Here is a 19,957-nt window from a genome sequence, read left to right as displayed (position 1 = left end):
GGCTGGGCCCGTCGCGCAAGAAAGCCGGGGCTCAGAAGGTCAGCACGGACTTCGTGACCGTGTAGGCCTCGGCGTAGTGGGCCCGGCACTCCATGCCGCGCAGGCGGGCCAGGCCGAGGAAGACCTCGTCGTCCCACCAGTCGCGGGCCTTCTGGGACGGGAAGTGCTCGTGGAGCAGGGCGACCTTGCGCCGGCCCTGGTCCGGGGTCAACGGGACGTACACGTTGCGGCGGGAAATGTCGCCGTCCCACTTCGGGATTTCGTAGTGCAGGACCAGCGAGTTGCGAAACGCCGTGGAGGCCAGGCCGCCCAGCAGGCGGTGGTCCTGGTGGGCGTCGTCCGTGGACGGGGCCAGGACCAGGTCCGGGGTGCCCAGGCGGGCGGCGGACTCGATGATCTCCTTGGTGGCGTTCCAGTTGGCCGGGAGGCGCCCGTCGGGCAGGTCGTGCAGGTGGAAGGTCAGCGAGCCGGCGTGGGCCAGGAACGCTGAGGCCGCCGCGCGGGCCTCGGCCTGGCGGGCCGGGACGCCGGTGGCCAGCACGTAGTCGACGGTGACGCCCTCCGGGAGGGAGAGCAGCAGGCCGCCGGCGGCGATCTCGATGTCGTCCGGGTGGGCGCCCAGGGCGACCACGGACCGCACGCCGGCCAGGGAGAAACCGATCACGAGGCCGGGCCCCGCATGGTGTCCCACAGCATCCACGGGCAGGTGCCGCTGTTGTACGCCTCTTCCATCTCCGCCCGGTCCTTGAAGGTGTCCACCGCGCGCCAGAAGCCGTCGTACTGCTGCGCCATGAGCCGCCGCTCCGGGATGAGCCGGTCGAAGGCGTGCGGCACCATGTCCTCGCCCTCGCGCAGGACGTCGAAGATGCCCGGGCGCAGGATGAAGTAGCCGCCGTTCTCCCACGTCATGAGCTCGCGGAAGTCGCGAACGCGGGAGACCGAGCCGTCGGCGTCCATCTCCACCACGTGGTGGGTGGAGACGGGCGGTACCGCGAGCATGCTCACGGTGGCCTCGGAGTCGCGGAACCGCTCCACCATCTCGGGCAGCGGCGCGTCGGTGAGCGTGTCGGCGTAGTTGGCCAGGAACATCGGCTCGTCCTCGACGTACTTGCGCACGCGCATGAGCCGCTCGCCGATGCTGGCCTTCAGGCCGGTGTCGATGAACGTGATGTTCCAGCCGGTGATGTCGGTCGAGAACAGCTGCACGTCCCGGTCGCTGCCGTTGAGCGTGAAGTCGTTGGACAGCGTCTCGTCGTAGTGCAGGAAGTAGTCCTTGACGACCGCGGCGCCGTAGCCGAGGGCCAGGATGAAGTCGGTGTGTCCGAAGTGTGCGTAGTACCGCATGACGTGCCACAGCAGTGGCCGGTCGCCGATGAGTGCCATCGGCTTCGGCACGTTGCTCGCCCCCTCGCGCATGCGCATGCCGAGGCCACCGCAGAACAGTACGACCTTCATGAGCGGGATTACCCCTCTACCTCGAGGACCGGGATCGGGTACACCAGCTTGCCGCCCCATTCCTTGACGTAGGACAGCTGCGCGCTGATCTCGGTGCGCAGGTTCCACGGCAGGACCAGGACGTAGTCGGGCCGGTCGGCGGCGATGCGCTCCGGCGCGTGGATCGGGATGTGCGTGCCGGGCAGGAACATGCCCTGCTTGTGCGGCGAGCGGTCGACCGTGTACTCGAGCAGGTCCTCGCGGATGCCGCAGTGGTTGAGCAGCGTGTTGCCCTTGCCGGGCGCCCCGTAGCCGACGACCCGCTTGCCCTCGGACCGGGCCTGCATGAGGAACGTCAGCAGGTCGCGCTTGATGGTGAAGACCTCGTGGGCGAAGCCCTTGTGGCCCTCCAGCGTGTGCAGCCCGGCCGCGGCCTCGGCCTCCAGCAGCGTCTTGACCGCCAGCGACGGCTCGCCCGCGAACTCGGTGTGCTTGGCGTGCACCCGCAGCGACCCGCCGTGCGTGGACAGTTCCTCCACGTCCACGACGGTGAGGCCGCCCTTGGCCAGCGCGCGCGAGGCGGTCAGCAGCGACAGGTACTGGTAGTGCTCGTGGTAGATGGTGTCGTATTGCCGACGCTCGATCAGGCGCAGCAGGTGCGGGAACTCGAGCGTGACGAGGCCCTCGGGCTTGACGAGGTTGGCCAGGCCCTGCGAGAAGCCGATGATGTCCGGAATATGGGCATAAACGTTGTTCGCGGCGACGAGATCGGCCCGCCCGTATTGTTCCGCGACGGCCGCCCCGGTTTCCGGCCCGAGAAAGCAGACTTCCGTCCGAACGCCCTTTTCCCGGGCAACCGCAGCGACATTTCCGGCGGGCTCAACGCCGATGACTGGAATACCGGCGGCCACAAAATGCTGCAGAAGGTACCCATCATTACTGGCCACTTCGGCGACCAGGCTGTCCGCCGTTAGGCCGAGCTTATCAGTCATGGCGACGGCGTACCGGCGGGCGTGCTCGACCCACGAGGTGGAGTAGGAGGAGAAGTAGAGGTAGTCGGAGAAGATGTCCTCTCCCGCGACATATGCCGGAAGCTGCACCAGCAGACACTCGGCGCAGATGCGCACGTGCAGCGGGTAGAACGTCTCCGCGGCGTCGATCTTGCCGGCCGGGACGTAGCTCTCGCAGAGCGGGGACATCCCCAGGTCGACGAAGGTCTCAGTGAGCTCGGCACCGCACAGCCGGCACGAGACAGCGGACATGCGTTCCCCCTCTAAGTTGATTGGCGCTAGGCTGCTGGCCGGTGAACCTACTCGCCGTGGAAGTCGCGCAAGCTTAGAACAGATCTCAGGACTGCCGACCGGCCACCAGAAAACTAGCGGCAACTTCCGCACGGCGGTAAACGACAGAGTAAAGAAACCGACACACCAGCCCGGCAACACCCTCGAGCTTTCGGGAGCAGGCTCATGCGCGTACTCGTCACCGGCCACGACGGATATATCGGCAGCGTGCTGGTGCCGATACTCCGCGAAGCGGGCCACGAGGTCGTCGGCCTCGACACCGGCCTCTTCGCCGACTGCGTGATCGGCCCGGCGCCGGAGGAGGTCAAGACGCTGCGCGTCGACCTGCGCGACGTGGAGCCGGAGCACGTGACCGGCTTCGACGCGGTGATCCACCTCGCCGCGCTGTGCAACGACCCGCTCGGCAACCTCAACCCGGACCTGACCTACGACGTCAACCACCGCTCGACTGTGCGCCTGGCCAAGGCGGCCAAGGCGGCCGGCGTCGAGCGGTTCCTGTTCTCGTCGTCGTGCTCGCTGTACGGCAAGGGCGAGGACAACACCCCGCTGGACGAGACGGCCGGCTTCCAGCCGGTGACCCCCTACGGCGAGTCGAAGATCCTCTCGGAGCAGAGCCTGCTGGAGCTGGCCGACGACGACTTCTCGCCGGTGTTCCTGCGCAACTCCACCGCCTACGGCTTCTCCCCGCGGCTGCGCGGCGACCTGGCGGTCAACGACTTTGCCGCGCACGCGCTGCTGACCGGTAAGGTCGTGCTGCTCTCCGACGGCATGGCGTGGCGCCCGCTCATCCACATCAACGACATCTCCGCGGCGTTCCTGGCGCTCATGGAGGTCGACCGCGGCCGCGTGCACGCCAAGGCGTACAACATCGGGCGCACCAGCGAGAACTACCTCATCCGCGACGTGGCCAACATGGTCGCCGAGGCGGTGCCGGGCAGCGAGCCGACGTTCGCCGAGGGCGCCGGGGCCGACCTGCGCAACTACCGGGTGACCTGCGACCTCATCGAGCGCGAGATCCCCGAGTTCCAGCCGCAGTGGAACGTCAAGCTCGGCGTGGAGCAGCTCGTGGAGAACTACCAGCGCTACGGGCTGACCATCGAGGACTTCAAGAGCGAGCGGCACCAGCGCATCAAGCGCATCCAGGCGCTGATGGCGGCCGGCAAGCTCGACAACGACCTGCGCTGGACCGCGGCGTGACCGGGTCCGAGCCGCGCGTCTGCGACGCCTGCGGCGAGGACAAGCTCGTCCCGTTCGCCGACCTCGGCGACATCCCGGTGCTGTGCGGGGTGCACTGGGAGGCGCACGGCGACGCCGTCGCGTCCCCGGTCGGGCGGATGGTGCTCGCGGCCTGCCCGCGCTGCGCCTACGTGCGCAACGTCGAGTTCGAGCCGGACAAGCTCGTCTACGACACGACGATGGACACGAACCTGCACTTCTCGCCCGCCTTCCAGAAGTTCTCGGCCGAGCTGGTGGAGAGCCTCAACGAGCGGTACGACCTCAGCGGCAAGCTCGTGCTGGACATCGGATGCGGGCAGGGTGAGTTCCTGCGCGAGCTCACCCACACCAGCGGCGCGCGCGGGGTCGGCTACGACGCCATGTACGCCGGCGAGGAGGGCGAGCAGGGCGACGCCGCCTTCCACTGCGGGTTCGCGCCGCGCGGGGGAGGCCTGCCGCCGTACGACTTCTTCACCTCCCGCCACTGGTTCGAGCACATCGACGACCCCTACGAGTTCCTGGTCGACCTGCGCGAGCAGGCCCAGGGGCGCGAGGTGTTCGGCTACGTCGAGGTGCCGGACGCGGTCTACGACCTGGCCACCGCCGGGTGGGAGGTCATCTACCCGCACGTGTCGTACTTCGACGCCTACTCGCTGGCCGCGATCTTCGCCCGGGCGGGCTGGACGGTGGAGTCGACCGGCACGCTGTTCTCCGGCATGTTCCGCTACATCGAGGTCTCGGCCAACCGGCCGCGGGCCGGCGGGCACGCCGCGCACACCGGCGAGCTGCCCTCCCTGCGCGCGCGGGACAAGCAGCTGGCCGCGATCGCGGGCTTCAGCGACCGCCACCACGCCGAGCGGCAGAAGTGGCGGGACACCATCGCCCGGCTCGACGCCGAGGGCGCCCGCCCGGTGCTGTGGGGCGCGGGCTCGCGGGGCGTGCAGTTCCTCACCCTGGCCGACCGAGAGCTGCAGCTGGCCGGCGTCGTCGACCTCAACCCGCGCAAGTGGGGCCGATTCCTGCCGGTCACCGGGCACCGGGTCGACCCGCCGTCGACGCTCACCACGCTGCAGCCCAAGGCGGTCGTCATCACCAACCCGGCGTACAAGGAAGAAATCGCCAAATCCCTGGCCGATCTGGGCGTGACCGCCGAAATCCTCGTCGCCTGAAGTCAAGCGTTCAACAAGAGCCCCGCATTCTCGCATCGGCGCGAGCGTGCGGGGCTTCTTCACGTCGGCAATGCGACACGAAATCGAGCACGGTGACTGGATAGTCTGTCCGGAGCCACCCCTCGCGGCCCGCCCGTCGTTCCCCTTTCGCTGCACATCCCTGCCCTGCCCGGGACCCGGCCGCCATCCCTTACTCCACAGTGGAGGACCGCATGTCGCGGACGCGACGCGCGTTACGGTCGGCCATGGTCGCGTGCCTGGTCGCCGCGGTCATCACCCCGATCGCCGGAAGTGATGCCGCCACCGCGGCGCTGCCGACCGGGTTCCAGGAACAGATCGTCTTCAGCGGGCTCACGCAGCCGACGAACATCGAGTTCTCGCCCGACGGCCGCATCTTCGTCGCCGAGAAGGGCGGCAAGATCAAGGTCTTCGACAACCTGGCCGACCAGACGCCTGACGTGTTCGCCGACCTGTCCGTGGCGGTGCACAACCAGTGGGACCGTGGCCTGCTCGGCCTCGCGCTGGCGCCCGGCTTCCCGACCGACCCGTCGGTCTACGTGCTCTACACCTACGACGCACCGCTCGGGCAGGCCGCGCCGGTGTACAACGACGTCTGCGCCGACGCCAACGGCGGTGCGTGCGTCGTGTCGGCCCGGCTGTCCAAGCTGACCGCGTCGGGCAACCACATGACCGGCAGCGAACAGCTGCTCATCTCGGACTGGTGCCAGCAGTACCCCAGCCACTCCATCGGCGACCTGAAGTTCGGCGCCGACGGCGCGCTCTACGTCTCCGGCGGCGACGGGGCCAGCTTCAACGTGGTGGACTACGGCCAGCTCGGCTCGCCGAAGAACCCGTGCGGCGACCCGCCGAACGACGCGATGACCCCGCCCACCGCCGAGGGTGGCGCCCTGCGCGCCCAGGACGTGCGCTCGACCGGCGACCCGACCGGCCTCAACGGCTCGATCCTGCGGCTCGACCCGGCCACCGGCGCGGCGATGCCGAACAACCCGCTCTCCGGCTCGCCCGACGCCAACGCCCGGCGCATCGTCGCGCACGGCCTGCGCAACCCGTTCCGCATGACGATCCGCCCGGGCACGAACGAGGTCTGGGCCGGCGACGTCGGCTGGAACACCTGGGAGGAGATCGACCGGGTGGTCAACCCGACCACCGGGCCGACCAACTTCGGGTGGCCGTGCTACGAGGGCAACGCGAGGCAGTCCGGCTACGACAGCGCCGACCTCACCCTGTGCGAGAGCCTCTACGCGGGCGCCGGGCAGACCGCGCCGTACTACACCTACAACCACGGCGCCAAGGTCGTCTCCGGCGAGAGCTGTCCGTCCGGCGGCTCGTCGGTCTCCGGCCTCGCGTTCGCGCCGACCACGGGCGGGTCCTACCCGGCGTCCTACGGCGGCGCGCTGTTCTTCTCCGACTACAGCCGCAACTGCATCTGGGCGATGATGCCCGGCGGCGACGGCCTGCCCAACCCGGCCAACATCGTCACCTTCGACGGCGGCGCGAGCGGACCGACCGACCTGGCCATCGGCCCCGGCGGCGAGCTGTACTACGCCAGCCTGAACGGCACGATCCGGCGCATCCGCTACTACCCGAACAACCAGCCGCCGGTGGCCGCGTTCACTGCCACGCCCACGTCGGGCAGCGCGCCGCTGACGGTGACGTTCAACGGCACCACGTCGTCGGACGCCGACCCGGCCGACCAGGGGCTGCTGACGTACGCCTGGGACTTCAACAACGACGGCACGATCGACTCGACGGCGGCGACGGGCACCTACACGTACACCAACGCCGGCACCTACACCGCGAAGCTCACCGTCACGGACACGGCCGGCGCGACGGGCACGAAGACGCAGACGATCACCTCGGGCAACGACGCCCCGACCGCGTTCATCGACACCCCGGCGGCCGCGGCCACCTGGGCGGTGGGCAACACGATCAGCTTCTCCGGCCACGCGACCGACCCGCAGCAGGGCACCCTGCCCGCCTCGGCGCTGAGCTGGCAGGTGATCCTGCACCACTGCATCACGCCGGACAACTGCCACGAGCACCCGATGAACACCTTCGACGGGGTGGCGAGCGGCTCGGTGATCGCACCGGACCACGAGTACCCGTCGTACGTCGAGTTCCGGCTCACCGCCACCGACGCGGGCGGGCTGACCAGCACCTCGAGCGTGTCGGTCCAGCCCCGGACGGTGAACCTGGCGTTCAACTCCAGCCCCTCCGGGCTGCAGCTGACCGTCGGCTCGACGACGAAGACGACGCCGTTCTCGATGACGGTGATCCAGGGCTCGACGAACTCGATCTCGGCCCCGACGCCGCAGTCGCAGGGCGGCACCTCGTACGCCTTCTCGACCTGGTCGGACAGCGGCGCGCAGACGCACGTCGTCACCGCGCCGGCGACCGCGACGACGTACACGGCGACCTACACCGGCAGCGCGCCGGCCTGCGGCGACTCGTACGGCTACACCTGCACCGCCGGCGCCCGCGCCTGGATCCCGGCCGACCAGACGGTGCTGACGCTCAGTGGTGACGACAACTACCAGCAGGTGTCGCTGCCGTTCCCGGTCACGTTCTACGGCACGCAGTACACCTCGGCCTGGGTCGACACCAACGGCGTGCTGAGCTTCGTGCAGCCGACCGGCTCGGCCTACGACCATGGGGCGATCCCGTCGGCCGCGGCGACCGGCAAGGCCAACGGCGCCGTGTACCCGATGTGGTCCGACCTCAACGTCGACGCCTCGGCCAGCGTGCGCACCGCGGTCACCGGCACCGCGCCCAACCGGCAGTTCGTCGTCGAGTGGCGCAACGTGCAGTTCTTCGGCAACGCGTCGGCCCGGGTGTCGTTCGAGACCGTGCTGAACGAGAACAACGACATCGCGGTCGCCTGGAACGACATCGACGCGGTCGCCATCGAGCAGGGCAGCACCTCCACCGTCGGCATCGAGAACGCGAACGGCACGGTGGCGCTGCAGTACTCGCTGAACCAGCCGAACCTGCGCACGGGCAACGGCGTGCTGTTCCACCCGCCGGCCGCCCCGCCGCCGCCCACCGGCGCCACGGTGACCGGCACAATCGGGGTGACCGGCACGAGCGCCAAGCTCGCCGGCACGCGGATCGCGCTGAGCCCGGGTGGTGCCACCGCGACGGCCGGGGCTGACGGGACGTACACCGTCAGCGGCCTCTCGGCGGGCACCTACACGGTCACCGCGACGGCCCCCGGCGGGCAGAGCACCAGCGGCACGGCCACGGTCGCCGCCTCCGGCACGACCACGCTGAACCTGTCGATCGCGCTGAGCGACTCGTTCGGCTACACGGCCACGCCGGGCCCGCGGACCTTCGTGCGGGCCGACCAGACCGTGCTCACGCTCACCGGCGACGACAACTACCAGCAGGTCACGCTGCCGTTCCCGGTGAAGTTCTACGGCACGACGTACACCTCGGCGTGGGTCGACACCAACGGCGTGGTGAGCTTCGTGCAGCCCAGCGGCTCGGCCTGGAACCACTCGGCGATCCCGTCGGCGGCCGCCTCCGGCAAGGCCAACGGCGCGATCTACCCGTTCTGGGAGGACCTGAACATCGACGCGTCGGCCAGCGTCCGCACCGCGGTCACCGGCAGCGCGCCGAACCGGCAGTTCGTCATCGAGTGGCGAAACGCGCAGTTCTTCGAGGCCGCCGGTGTCCGCGCGTCGTTCGAGGTGATCTTCTCCGAGAACGGCGACATCGCGGTCGCCTGGGCCGACGTCGACGGCACCACCTACGAGCAGGGCGGGGCCGCCACGGTCGGCATCGAGAACCAGGCCGGCACGGTGGCGCTGCAGTACTCGCTCAACCAGCCGGTGCTGCGAAACGGCAACGGCGTGCTGTTCCACCCGCCCGCCTAGCGGCATCCTGCCGGGGCCCGTTCCGCTGCGGCGGGGCGGGCCCCGTGCTATATGGCTCGCCTGGAAAATGACAAGATTTCGAGGATCTTTGATGACTTAAGAATTACCAAAGAAATGAAAGTGCAGGTCGGAATGCATTTGTGCCGCATTCTTGCGATGGCTGGGCAATCGCAAGCGGCGGGACGGTAGCATGGCCGAGGCGCGAGAATGGCTTGCGCTCAGGACCTACGACATCGCCAGGAATGGAGTGTTTCGACCGTGATCGACCGGAAGCGCAGGGCCCATCGGCTCGGCGCTGCCACGGCACTCATCGCGGTAGCCGCAGCAGCGTTGATGCTCGCGAGTTGCAAGGTAGAGGGCACTCCCGGCCATCAGTCCGGCCGCGGCAGTGCCAGCGGCCAGCCCGATCCATCCGTCGAACCATCCGGTTCGGCGCCGGCCTCCGCCCAGGCCTCCGCATCGCCATCCGGCGCTCCGAGCTCGAAGCCAGCTAGCACGAAAACAGCGAATCCCCCCAATTCCGGCAGCACTGCGGCCGGCACCCGGCCGACTCCGGCCAACGTCGGCGTGCCCAAGGGCACGAAGCTCGCCGAACTGGCGGGCAACGACGGCGGTAATTCATATCGGGTGCAAAAGGACGGCACGGTCCTCGACAAAGTGCACATCAAGGGTGATCTGCTGATCACCGCCTTCAACGTCAAGATCACGAACAGCCAGATCGACGGCGGCGTTCTTGACGAATACGGCGGCAAGAAGTATTCGTTCTCGATCAGCGATTCCACGGTCGGCCCGGCCACCGGCTGCCTCACGATGCCGGGCATCGGTGAGTCGAACTACACCGCCACCCGGGTCCACATCCGCGGGCACGGCGACGGCTTCCGCGCCTCGGGCGACAACATCAACATCCAGAGCTCGTACGTGTACCTGTGCTCGAACCCGGGGGATCACTCGGACGGCATCCAGACGTACATGACGGGCCGGGGCCTGACCCTGAACAACACGACCATCGACCAGCGCGATGCCAAGGACGTGACCGCGCCCATCTTCATCGTCGACAACCAGACGGTCGACGTGACGGTCACCAACAACCTGGTGATGGGTGGCACCTACAGCATCCAGGTCAAGAACGCCCGCGGTAGCGTCGTGGTGAAGAACAACTCCCTCGTGAACAAGTCGTGGATCTACGGCCCGATCGAGGCGGACTGTTCATCGCCGATGGAGTGGTCAGGCAACCAGCTGGTGACGATTGACGACAACTACAACATCACTTCGGTCGTGGGCCCGCTCCCTTGTAAATGAGCCTTCCCGGGGGCGCGGAGCGTGGCTCCGCGCCCTCGTGCTCGGCTGCGGGTCCGCGCTGCTGCTCGGGGCCGTCTACGCGCTCGCCGTGCGCACCGTGCCCGGCCAGCGCTTCGAGGACGCGGTCCTCGTCGCCGCCGAGGGCCGGGGCGGCTCCCGCCACGCGACCCTGGTGCTCTCCGCCGACGTGGCCTCGCTGGTCCTGGCCGTCGCCGCCCTGCTCGCCATCGGCTGGGCCCGCCGCGCGCCGCGGGTCGGCGCGGCCGGCGTCGTCGTCCTGGCCGCCACCGTCATCGGCGCCGAGATCGTGCAGCTGTCGGTGAGCCGGCCGCGCCTGCTGCCGCACGGGTACCGCCGCGACGACCAGAGCTTCCCGAGCGGGCACACGGCGATCGCGGTGGCCATCATGTGCGCGCTGGTCCTGGTGGTGCCGTACCGCTGGCGCCTGGCCACCCTGGTGCTCTCCTCCGCCTTCGCCGCCGCCGTCGCGGTCGCCGTGATCCTGGCCGGCTGGCATCGCCCCGGCGACACCCTCGGCAGCGACTGCATCGCGCTCTTCGTGGTGAGCGCGGTGACGCTCGTGCTCGACCGCGGCGGGCGGCTCCGCCGGGTTCCGAGGCGGCGGTACGTCTACCGGCTCGCCGCCGGGTACGGGTTCTCGGCGATCTGCTGCGCGATCGTGGTGCTGCTCGCCGGTCCGCTTCTGGCCGGTTGTGCCATCGCACTGGGCGGCACGGCGTTGGTAGCGTTGGCCTTGCTCGTTCTGCTCGCCCGGACCGAATCGGCCGAAGCCACCCAACGCCGGAAGGTGTCATGACGAACGCTGAGTCGCCGCTGGTCTCGATCGGCCTCCCGGTGCGCAACGCCGGACGCGACATCGAGAAGGTCGTCAAGTCGGTGCTCTCGCAGGACTACCCGAGCCTGCAGCTGGTCATCTCCGACAACGCCTCGACCGACGACACCGAGGAGGTCTGCCGCGAGCTGGCCCGCGCCGACGGGCGCATCGCCTACCACCGGCAGGCGGAGAACATCGGGATTCTGCGCAACTTCCAGTACGTGCAGGCCAACGCCGACGGCGAGTACTTCCGCTGGATCGGCGACGACGACACCCTGGACCCGTCCTACTCGGCCAAGACCGTGGCCCTCTTCCGCGCCGACCCGCGCCTGCTGCTCGTCACCACCCAGATCTCCTACGAGGCCCCGGACGGCGGCGTCTCCACGGCGGAGTACGACGGCACGGAGCTGGCCTCCGGCGACCCGATCGCCCGCCTGCGCGAGATGCTGCGCCTGCTCAACGCGAGCCACCTCCTGATCGACCCGCTCTACGCGATGATGCGCCGCGCCCCGGTGGCCGCCATCCCGCGGCGCAACATGCTGCGCGAGGACGAGGTCTTCGCGGCCAAGCTGGCCCTCGCCGGCCCGTGGCGGCACATCCCGGAGGTCCTGGCCCACCGGCACTGGAAGCACGAGCGCATCGGCACGATCGCCGGCCGCCTGGGCGTGCCGTCGTGGCAGTCGCACTTCTCCAACACGCTGCAGTGCCGGGAGCTGCTGCAGTGGGCGGGGGAGGCGCCGGGGCTGACGTCGGACCAGCGGCGGCAGGCGAAGGCGGCGGTGTACCGGATGTACCTGCGGCGGCAGCAGCGGACGGTCTCGCACAAGTCGCGCAAGCTCGCCCGGCTGGCCATCGGACGCCGCTGACTCCCTCGACCCGTCGTGGTGGTTCTGCCGTCCCATCCGTGGTGGGTGAGGAGTGACGGGCCAGCCGATGCCGATCGCCCACGCCCGGTGAACGGATACAGGTCGCCCCGGCGGTGGGGCGAGCGGTCGGTGGGGCGCAGGCCCCAGCCGTCAGCGGCTGCCGTTGGCCTCGACCGGGACCTTGCCGTTCGCCTCGGCGGCGGCGGCCTTGCCGTTGCTCTCCGCGTCGGCGGCGTTGCCGTTGGCGGGCGCGGGAACCGTCGCCACCTCCTGGCCGACCTCGGCCAGGAGGGCCTCGGCGGCGGCGACCTGGGTCGTCAGCTCCGTCTCCTGCTCGCGCAGCCGGGTCAGCTGGGCGCTCAGGTCGGCCTCCTGCTTGCGCAGATCCTCCACGCGCCGCTCGGCCTTCCCCGCAGCTTCCTTCTTCGCCGCGTCGAGGGCCATCGTCCGCTCGGTCGCGGCCTCCTCGGCCTCGGCCTCGAGGGTCTGCACGCGGGCCTTGAGCGTCTCGACCTCGGCGGCCTCGGTCTCCAGGGTCTGCACGCGGGTCTTGAGCCTCTCGGCCTCGGCGGCCTTGGCCTCCAGGGCCTCGATGCGCGCCCGCTGGGCCTCGGCCTTCTCGGCGCCCGCCGACGCCGTGGTGCGCAGCTCGGCGTTCTCGGACTCCAGCGCCTCGATGCGGGCCTTCACAGCCTCGGCCTCGGTGGTGGCGGTGGCGCGCAGCTTGTCAGCCTCCGTCGCGGCGGTCGCGCGCAGCTCGTCGGCCTCCGTCCGGGCCGCCGTGCGCAGCTGCTCGGCCTCCGAGGTGGCGGTGGCGCGCTGCTCGGCCAGCTCGGCGTCGTGGGTGGTGCGCAGGCCGGCCAGCTCGGTGTCGTGGGCGGTACGCAGGTCGCGCAGCTCCTGCTCGAGGGTGGCGCGGTGGGCGGCGACCTGGGTCTCGGCCTCCCGCTTGGCCGCGCCGGTCTCGGCCTCCAGCTTCTGGCGGGCCTGCTCGGCGGCCGCGGCGGCGGCCTGCTCGGCCTGGGCGGCCACGGCGTCGGCGGCCTCCTTGGCCTGGGTGGCCACCGTGGCGGCGTGCTGCTGGGCCTGGGCGGCGACCGACTCGGCGGCCTCCTGGGCCTTGGCGGCGACCGCGGCGGCCGCCTGCTGGGCCTGCGAGGTGACGGTGTCGGCCTCGTGCTTGGCCTGGGCGGCGAGCTGGGCCGCCTGCTCCTTGGCCTGCGCGACGATCGCGGCGGCGTGCGACTCGGCGCCGGCGGTCTGCTGCTCGGCGGCGGTGCGCAGGGAGTGGGCGTGCTGTTCGGCCTCGGTCCGCACCGTGGTGGCGTGCTGCTCGGCCGCCGTGCGCACCTGGTGGGCGTGCCCCTCGGCGTCGGCCCGGGCCTGCTCCAGCTGGGCGGTGGTGGCCTGGGTGAGGCGCTGGGCCTCGGAGTGGGCGGTGGCGACGACGTGCTCGCCCTGGGCGCGGGCCGCGGCGGCGCGCTCCTCGATGGCGCGGGCCTCGGCGTCGAGGGCGGCTCGGCGGTCGGCGACCGAGCGCTCCTCCTCGGCCCGGCGGGCGCCCAGGGCCAGCTCGAAGTCCTCGTTGGCCTTGGCGGCGCGGGCGCGGGCCTCGGCGAGCAGGCGCTCGGCCTCGCCCCGCAGGCCGGCGATCTCCTGTACGGCGGAGGCGCGGATGTCAGCGGCCTGGTCCTCGGCGAGTCCGAGGATCTGCTCGACCCGCGGGCCGAGATGGCGGAACGAGAGGCCCTCGCCCCGGCCGGGCGCGAGCCGGCGCAGGTCGGCGAGCTCCATCTGCAGGTCCTGGACCTGCGAGGCGAGGGCCTGGACCTGGCCCCAGACCTCTTCGTTCTCGAGCTTCAGCGCGGCGATCTCGTTCTCGGACTGGGTCCAGTACTTGTCGACCTGATCCCGCCGGTAGCCCCGGATGGCGGTCTCGAAGTCTGGCTCGGAGGACACCCCGGTGCCCGCGTTGAAGAGGTCGCCGCCGTCTGACATAACACCCATCCTCACACGCAACGTCCCGCCACGCGCAATTACACACTGCGCGTGACGGGACGTGCGATAGAACTCCCCGTGAATGATTCGAGAAGCGGCACTCGCACGCCGCGATCCCTACCACCTGGTCCGGCTCGGCAGAGCTTCGCCGGGCCGACCCGGACCAGGCGATCTAAGCTGTGACCTTCTTGGAGTCGCCGGACTTGCCCTTGTCAGCGTCGCCGCTGGACTGCTGCGGCGCGACCGGCATGATGCCGGCGAGGCCGGAGAGCATCTGACCGAGCTGCGAGGTGACCGCGTCCTTCTGGCGCGTGAGGTCCTCGACCTCGCGGCGGGCACGCTGCGTGGTCTCCTCGGCCTCCGCCCGGGCCTCGCTGAGGAGGCGGTGGGCCTCGGCGCGGGCCTCGTTGACGGTCTTGTCGGACAGGTTCTTGGCCTTGTCGATGGTCTCGGCGGCGGACCGCTCCGACTCGACCCGGCGGGTCTCGGCGCGCTGTTCGATCTCCTTGGCCCGGTCCTCGGCCGCCCGGGCACGCCCCTCGGCCTCGGTGACGAGCTTCTGGGTGGCGGCGACGGCGGAGGCGTGGCGGGCGGACTCGTCGCGCTCGGCCTTCTCCTGCCGCTCGGCGATCTCCAGGGCGAGGGACTGCAGGTCCTTGTCGCGCTTGTCGCGGGCGTCGGTGAGCAGCTTGGTCGCCTCGGCGCGCTTCTCCTCGGCCTCGCGGGCGGCCTTGGCGCGCAGCTGGGTGATCTCGCGCTCGGCGGTGGCCCGCAGCGTGGCCACCTCGCGCTCGACGGTCGCCTTGAGCTCGGCGACCTCGTGGGCGGTGGCGGTGCGCAGCTGCTTGGTCTCGCGCTCGGCGTCGGCCCGCAGCGTGTCGGCCTCGCGCCGGGCCTGCACCCGGACCTCGGCGGCCTCGCGCTCGGCGGCGGTGCGCAGGTTGCCGGCCTCGCGCTCCGCGGTCGCCTTCATGGCCGCGGACTCGGCCCGCGCCTTGTCGGTGATCTCGCGGGCCTCCAGCCGCGCCGCGGAGATGATGCCCTCGGACTCGCGCTTCGCCTCGCCCCGGTGGTCGTTCGCCTGCTCCTCGGCCAGGCGCAGGATCTGCTCGACCCGCGTGCCCAGGCCCGACAGCGTCGGCCGGTTGTTCTCTTCCAGCTGCTTGTTGGTGTCGCTGAGCTTCTGCTCCATCGTGCCGAGGCGCTGCTCAGCCTGACGGACGCGACGCTGGGCCTCGGCGAGTCGGCCCTCGGCCTCTTCGCGGGCCTGGCTGGCCTGCTGCAGCTGCGCGTTGAGGCGCTGCAGCTTGCTGTCGACCTGCTGACGGTCGTAACCGCGCAGGACCACGCTCAGCTCTTCGTGATCCGAGCCGTTCTGGAAGAAGTCAACCGAGGACTGCTGCTGGGGCATTGGCACATACTCGCAGACCACCCGGGGGCTTTCGCAAGGGTGCGAGGGGTATCTTCCGCAGGGCTGGCAAGGTCAACTTTTGCCTGGCAGGACACGCCATGTTTTTGTACCGCTTTATGGGCGTGTCGCCTAGCCGTACGTACGAGGTGAAATTGCCGCGACGGGGGTGGTCACCTCATCCCAACCACCCCCGCCGGGCCAGATCATCTGGGCTTATCGGTTGCGGAAGCGGTTGATCGCGGTCTCGTGGCGGGCGCGCAGCTCGTGGTCGCGGACCCCGAGGCCCTCGTCCTGGGCCAGGCACAGGACGCCGACCTTGCCCTGATGGGCGTTGCGATGGACGTCGTACGCCGCCTGCCCCGTCTGCTCGAGCGGGTACGCCCGCGACAGCGTCGGGTGGATGCGCCCCCGCGCGATCAACCGGTTCGCCTCCCACGCCTCTCTGTAGTTGGCGAAGTGACTACCGACGATGCGCTTGAGGTTCATCCAGAGATACCGGTTGTCGTACTGATGCATGAACCCCGATGTCGAGGCACACGTGACGATCGTGCCGCCGCGCTTGGCCACGAAAACGCTGACGCCGAAGGTCTCGCGCCCCGGGTGCTCGAACACGATGTCGGGGTCCTCGCCGCCGGTGAGCGCCCGGATCTCGGCCCCGAAACGGCGCCACTCCGCGGTGTCCTGGGTCTGCTCGTCCTTCCAGAACCGGTAGCCCGAGCGGTCGATCACGAGCTCGGCCCCCATGTCCCGGCACAGCTGCGCCTTCTGCGGGCTGGAGACCACGCAGACCGGCGTCGCGCCGCCGTTGAGCGCGAACTGCACGGCGTAGGAGCCCAGGCCGCCGGAGGCGCCCCAGATGAGCACCGTGTCGCCCTGCTTCATCTGCGCGCCGTGGTGGGAGACGAGCTGCCGGTAGGCGGTCGAGTTGACCAGGCCGGGGCAGGCCGCCTCCTCCCACGACAGGTGGGCGGGCTTGGGCATCAGCTGGTTGGCCTTGACCAGGGCCAGCTCGGCCAGGCCGCCGTAGTTGGTCTCGAAGCCCCAGATGCGCTGCTGCGGGTCCAGCATCGTGTCGTCGTGCCCGGCCGCGTCCTCGAGCTCGACGCTGAGGCAGTGCGCGACGACCTCGTCGCCCGGCTTCCACTTGCTGACGCCGGGCCCGACCCGCAGCACCACGCCCGCCGCGTCCGAGCCGACGACGTGGTACGGCAGGTCGTGGCGCCTGCTGAGGGAGTTCAACCTGCCGTACCGCTGCAGGAACCCGAACGTCGAAACCGGCTCGAAGATCGAGGTCCAGACGGTGTTGTAGTTGACCGCGCTGCCCATCACGGCGATGAGCGCCTCGCCGGGCCCCACCTCGGGGGTGGGCACCTCCTGTACGTGCAGGGACTTGCGCGGGTCCTTGTCGCGCGTGGCCAGCCCGTCGAACATGCCGGCCTCCTCGGCCCGCACCACCACGCCCCGGTAGCTGTCGGGCACCGGCAGGCCGGCCACGGCGCGCAGTTCGGCCGCGGGGTCGGCGGCCCCTTCCGCCTGCATGATCGCGTCGAGGATGTGCTGCACCTACGGCTCCTAACGTCCGGGACGGTTCTGGGAGGCAGCGTCGCCGCAGACACGGGCGGGCGACCATGGGGATCGGCAACACATCTCGATGCCCCGAGCCGGACGTTACTGAACGGTAGCTAAATCAGGAACCGGCCTGTGAAGAACTGCACTGGCCGGCCCCGGCCGCGCTCAGGCGGGCTGCACGAGCTCGACCAGCACGCCCCCGGCGTCCTTCGGGTGCACGAAATTGATCCGGGATCCGGCGGTACCGCGCCGGGGCTCGTCGTACAGCAGCCGCACCCCCCGCTCGCGCAGCGCGGCGCACGTGGCGTCCACGTCGGTCACCGTGTAGGCGACCTGCTGCACGCCCGGCCCGTTGCGGTCCAGGAACTTGGCGATCGTCGAGTCCGGGGAGAGCGGGGCGAGCAGCTGCAGGCATCCGCCGGCGGGCGTCGGGCCGACCGACAGCATCGCCTCGCGCACCCCCTGCTCCTCGTTGACCTCGACGTGTACGCAGCGCATCCCGAAGACGCGGGCGTAGAACGCGATCGCCTCGTCGAGGTCCGCGACGGCGATGCCTATGTGGTCGATCCGCTGGAGACCGATGGGTGATATTTCCAACTTCGAGGCCGAGGTGTCCATGGCGATAGTCTGAACTGATCCAACGTTCAGGTCGCGACGACGCGGTGTGAACCTTCTCTCGGAGGCCTCAGTCATGACTCAGTCGGTGATCCTCAACGGCGCCCGCACGCCGATGGGCCGCCTGCTCGGCGCCCTCAAGGACTTCCCGGCCACCAAACTGGGCGAGATCGCCATCCGGGCCGCGCTCGAGCGCTCCGGCGTGGCGCCCGGGCAGGTGCAGTACGTCATCATGGGGCAGGTCCTGCAGGCCGGCGCCGGGCAGATGCCGGCCCGCCAGGCCGCGGTGGGAGCCGGGATCCCGATGCACGTGCCGGCGCTGACGATCAACAAGGTGTGCCTGTCCGGCCTGGACGCCATCGCGCTGGCCGACCAGCTCATCCGGGCGGGGGAGTTCGACCTCGTGGTGGCCGGCGGGATGGAGTCGATGACCAACGCCCCGCACCTGCTCTCCGGGCAGCGGCAGGGGTACAAGTACGGCGACGTGGTGATCCGCGACCACATGGCCCACGACGGCCTCACCGACGCCTACGACCAGGTATCCATGGGCGAGTCGACGGAGCGGCACGTGGCCCGCCTCGGCATCAGCCGCGCCGCGCAGGACGCCTTCGGCGCGGCCAGCCACCAGAAGGCCGCCGCCGCCCAGAAGGAGGGGCGCTTCGCGGAGGAGATCGTTCCCGTGGAGATCCAGCAGCGCAAGGGCGAGCCGCTCGTCGTCGCCGACGACGAGCAGATCCGGCCCGAGACCACGGCGGAGAGCCTGGCCAAGCTGCGCCCGGCGTTCAGCGCGGACGGCACCATCACCGCCGCCACCTCCTCGCCGATCTCCGACGGCGCCTGCGCGGTCGTGGTGGCCAGCAAGGCCAAGGCCGAGGAGCTGGGCCTGTCGTGGCTGGCCGAGATCGGCGCGCACGGCAACGTGGCCGGCCCGGACAACTCGCTGACCAGCCAGCCGTCCAACGCGATCCGCCACGCGCTGGCCAAGGCCGGCCTGACCCCGGCCGACCTGGACCTGGTCGAGATCAACGAGGCCTTCGCCGCGGTCGGCGTGCAGTCCACCGCCGACCTGGGCATCGACCCGGCGATCGTCAACGTCAACGGCGGCGCGATCGCCCTGGGTCACCCGATCGGCATGAGTGGTGCCCGCCTCGCCCTCACCCTCGCGCTCGAGCTGCGCCGCCGCGGCGGCGGCCTGGGCGCGGCGGGCCTGTGCGGCGGCGGCGGCCAGGGCGACGCCCTCCTGCTGCGCGTGCCCAAGCAGTGACGCTGCGCCGCTCCCGGGACGTGCCCGCGCTCGTGGGCGCGGCCCGGGAGGGAGACCCGCGGGCCGTCGCCCGGCTGATCAGCCTGGTCGAGGACGGTGACGAGGCGCTGCCGCGGATCGCGGCGGCGCTCGCCCCGCACACCGGTGAGGCCGCGGTGATCGGCCTCACCGGCTCGCCCGGCGTGGGCAAGTCCACCACCACCAACGAGCTGGTCCGGGCGTTTCGCAAGGCCGGCCGGCGGGTCGGCGTGCTCGCCGTGGACCCGTCCAGCCCGTTCACCGGCGGGGCCATCCTCGGCGACCGGGTGCGGATGCAGGACCACGCCACCGACCCCGGCGTCTACATCCGCTCCATGTCCAGCCGCGGCCACCTCGGCGGGCTGTCCGCCGCCACGCCCCAGGCGGCCCGGGTGCTGGAGGGGGCCGGCTGCGACCCCGTGGTCGTGGAGACCGTCGGGGTCGGCCAGGCCGAGGTGGAGATCGCCGGGCTGGCCGACACCACCCTGGTGCTCGTCGCGCCCGGCATGGGCGACGCCGTGCAGGCGGCCAAGGCCGGCGTGCTCGAGATCGCCGACGTCTTCGTCGTGAACAAGGCCGACCGCGATGGCGCCGACGCGACGTACCGCGACATCCAGGGCATGATCGGCCTCGGCGACCGCGCCCCCGGCGAGTGGCGCCCGCGCGTGGTGCGCTGCGTCGCCTCCCGCGGCGAGGGGATCGACGAGCTGGTCGAGGCGCTCGACGCGCACCGGGAGTACCTGCACGACTCCGGCGAGCTGCAGGCGCGGCGGCAGCGGCGCGCGGAGGCGGAGATCGAGGCGATCGCGCTGGGCGTGCTGCGCGCCCGGATGCAGGACCTGCGCAGCGGAACCCGGCTGGGGAAGCTGGCCCGGGACGTCGCGTCCGGCGCCACCGACCCGTACGCGGCCGCCGGGGCCCTCCTGGCCGAACTGGCCTGACGCTCCCCGGCGCCCGGCGGGCTCACCCCCCGCCAGGGGGTGATTTCGCGGGTGAGAAGTGGCCGACGCCCTGGCGGCCCTTACCGGCTAAGGTCTGCGGGTCAACCTTCAGCTAGACCAGCACAG

15 protein-coding genes are annotated in these 19,957 nt (G+C 70.8%); 8 read left to right on the top strand and 7 right to left on the bottom strand.

Going from position 1 to position 19,957, the window contains the following annotated elements:
- Positions 1-31: 31 nt before the first annotated feature.
- The 3 genes from ABD352_RS31525 to ABD352_RS31515 are packed head-to-tail and all read right to left on the bottom strand — an operon-like array spanning position 32 to position 2,696.
- Entirely contained in the window at positions 32-664 is a 633-nt protein-coding gene (locus ABD352_RS31525) for a PIG-L deacetylase family protein (protein ID WP_344616151.1), read from the bottom strand.
- Positions 661-1,455 carry a sugar phosphate nucleotidyltransferase gene (locus tag ABD352_RS31520; RefSeq protein ID WP_344616150.1) on the bottom strand — a complete coding sequence of 265 codons (795 nt, stop codon included), beginning with the start codon at positions 1,453-1,455 and terminating at the stop codon, positions 661-663. Before ABD352_RS31520 ends, ABD352_RS31525 begins: the two co-directional genes overlap by 4 nt.
- 8 nt (positions 1,456-1,463) lie before the next feature.
- Positions 1,464-2,696, bottom strand: a complete 1,233-nt coding sequence (locus ABD352_RS31515; protein ID WP_344616149.1) for a methyltransferase domain-containing protein — start codon at positions 2,694-2,696, stop codon at positions 1,464-1,466.
- Positions 2,697-2,900: 204 nt separating this feature from the next.
- On the opposite strand from ABD352_RS31515, the gene ABD352_RS31510 reads away from it, so the two are divergent.
- The 6 genes from ABD352_RS31510 (at position 2,901) to ABD352_RS31485 (ending at position 12,015) form a co-directional block, all read left to right on the top strand.
- Positions 2,901-3,932 (top strand): NAD-dependent epimerase/dehydratase family protein, encoded by a 1,032-nt coding sequence (locus ABD352_RS31510; RefSeq protein WP_344616148.1) that lies wholly within the window; start codon positions 2,901-2,903, stop codon positions 3,930-3,932.
- Positions 3,929-5,119 carry a class I SAM-dependent methyltransferase gene (locus tag ABD352_RS31505; protein ID WP_344616147.1) on the top strand — a complete coding sequence of 397 codons (1,191 nt, stop codon included), beginning with the start codon at positions 3,929-3,931 and terminating at the stop codon, positions 5,117-5,119. Before ABD352_RS31510 ends, ABD352_RS31505 begins: the two co-directional genes overlap by 4 nt.
- Before the next feature lie 212 nt (positions 5,120-5,331).
- Positions 5,332-9,015: a PQQ-dependent sugar dehydrogenase gene (locus ABD352_RS31500; RefSeq protein ID WP_344616146.1), complete on the top strand. Its 3,684-nt coding sequence runs from the start codon at positions 5,332-5,334 to the stop codon at positions 9,013-9,015.
- Between the two features lie 258 nt (positions 9,016-9,273).
- Positions 9,274-10,314, top strand: a complete 1,041-nt coding sequence (locus ABD352_RS31495) for a hypothetical protein (RefSeq protein ID WP_344616145.1) — start codon at positions 9,274-9,276, stop codon at positions 10,312-10,314.
- Positions 10,315-10,351: 37 nt separating this feature from the next.
- Complete coding sequence (locus tag ABD352_RS31490) at positions 10,352-11,131, top strand: phosphatase PAP2 family protein (protein ID WP_344616144.1); 780 nt, start codon at positions 10,352-10,354, stop codon at positions 11,129-11,131.
- Complete coding sequence (locus tag ABD352_RS31485) at positions 11,128-12,015, top strand: glycosyltransferase family 2 protein (RefSeq protein WP_344616143.1); 888 nt, start codon at positions 11,128-11,130, stop codon at positions 12,013-12,015. The genes ABD352_RS31490 and ABD352_RS31485 overlap by 4 nt, the downstream gene beginning before the upstream one ends.
- A gap of 150 nt (positions 12,016-12,165) precedes the next feature.
- On the opposite strand, the gene ABD352_RS31480 is transcribed toward ABD352_RS31485, so the two are convergent.
- The 4 genes from ABD352_RS31480 to mce form a co-directional block, all read right to left on the bottom strand.
- Positions 12,166-14,013 carry a coiled-coil domain-containing protein gene (locus ABD352_RS31480; RefSeq protein ID WP_344616142.1) on the bottom strand — a complete coding sequence of 616 codons (1,848 nt, stop codon included), beginning with the start codon at positions 14,011-14,013 and terminating at the stop codon, positions 12,166-12,168.
- Between the two features lie 172 nt (positions 14,014-14,185).
- A complete protein-coding gene (locus ABD352_RS31475) occupies positions 14,186-15,424 on the bottom strand; it encodes a coiled-coil domain-containing protein (protein ID WP_344616141.1) in 1,239 nt (412 codons plus the stop codon).
- Positions 15,425-15,637: 213 nt separating this feature from the next.
- On the bottom strand, positions 15,638-16,987 hold the full coding sequence (ccrA, locus tag ABD352_RS31470; protein ID WP_344616140.1) for a crotonyl-CoA carboxylase/reductase: 1,350 nt from the start codon (positions 16,985-16,987) through the stop codon (positions 15,638-15,640).
- Between the two features lie 171 nt (positions 16,988-17,158).
- Complete coding sequence (mce, locus tag ABD352_RS31465) at positions 17,159-17,611, bottom strand: methylmalonyl-CoA epimerase (protein ID WP_344616139.1); 453 nt, start codon at positions 17,609-17,611, stop codon at positions 17,159-17,161.
- 73 nt (positions 17,612-17,684) lie between these two features.
- Here mce and ABD352_RS31460 point away from each other — a divergent pair, with 73 nt between their 5' ends.
- The gene (locus tag ABD352_RS31460) at positions 17,685-18,872 is read left to right on the top strand and encodes an acetyl-CoA C-acetyltransferase (RefSeq protein ID WP_344616138.1); all 1,188 of its coding nucleotides are present in this window, start codon (positions 17,685-17,687) and stop codon (positions 18,870-18,872) included.
- A complete protein-coding gene (gene meaB / locus ABD352_RS31455) occupies positions 18,869-19,831 on the top strand; it encodes a methylmalonyl Co-A mutase-associated GTPase MeaB (protein WP_344616137.1) in 963 nt (320 codons plus the stop codon). The genes ABD352_RS31460 and meaB overlap by 4 nt, the downstream gene beginning before the upstream one ends.
- The last annotated feature ends 126 nt before the right edge of the window (positions 19,832-19,957 follow it).

Source organism: Dactylosporangium salmoneum (assembly GCF_039532525.1).
Taxonomy (GTDB): domain Bacteria; phylum Actinomycetota; class Actinomycetes; order Mycobacteriales; family Micromonosporaceae; genus Dactylosporangium; species Dactylosporangium salmoneum.
This window is presented reverse-complemented; position numbering and strand designations above follow the sequence as displayed.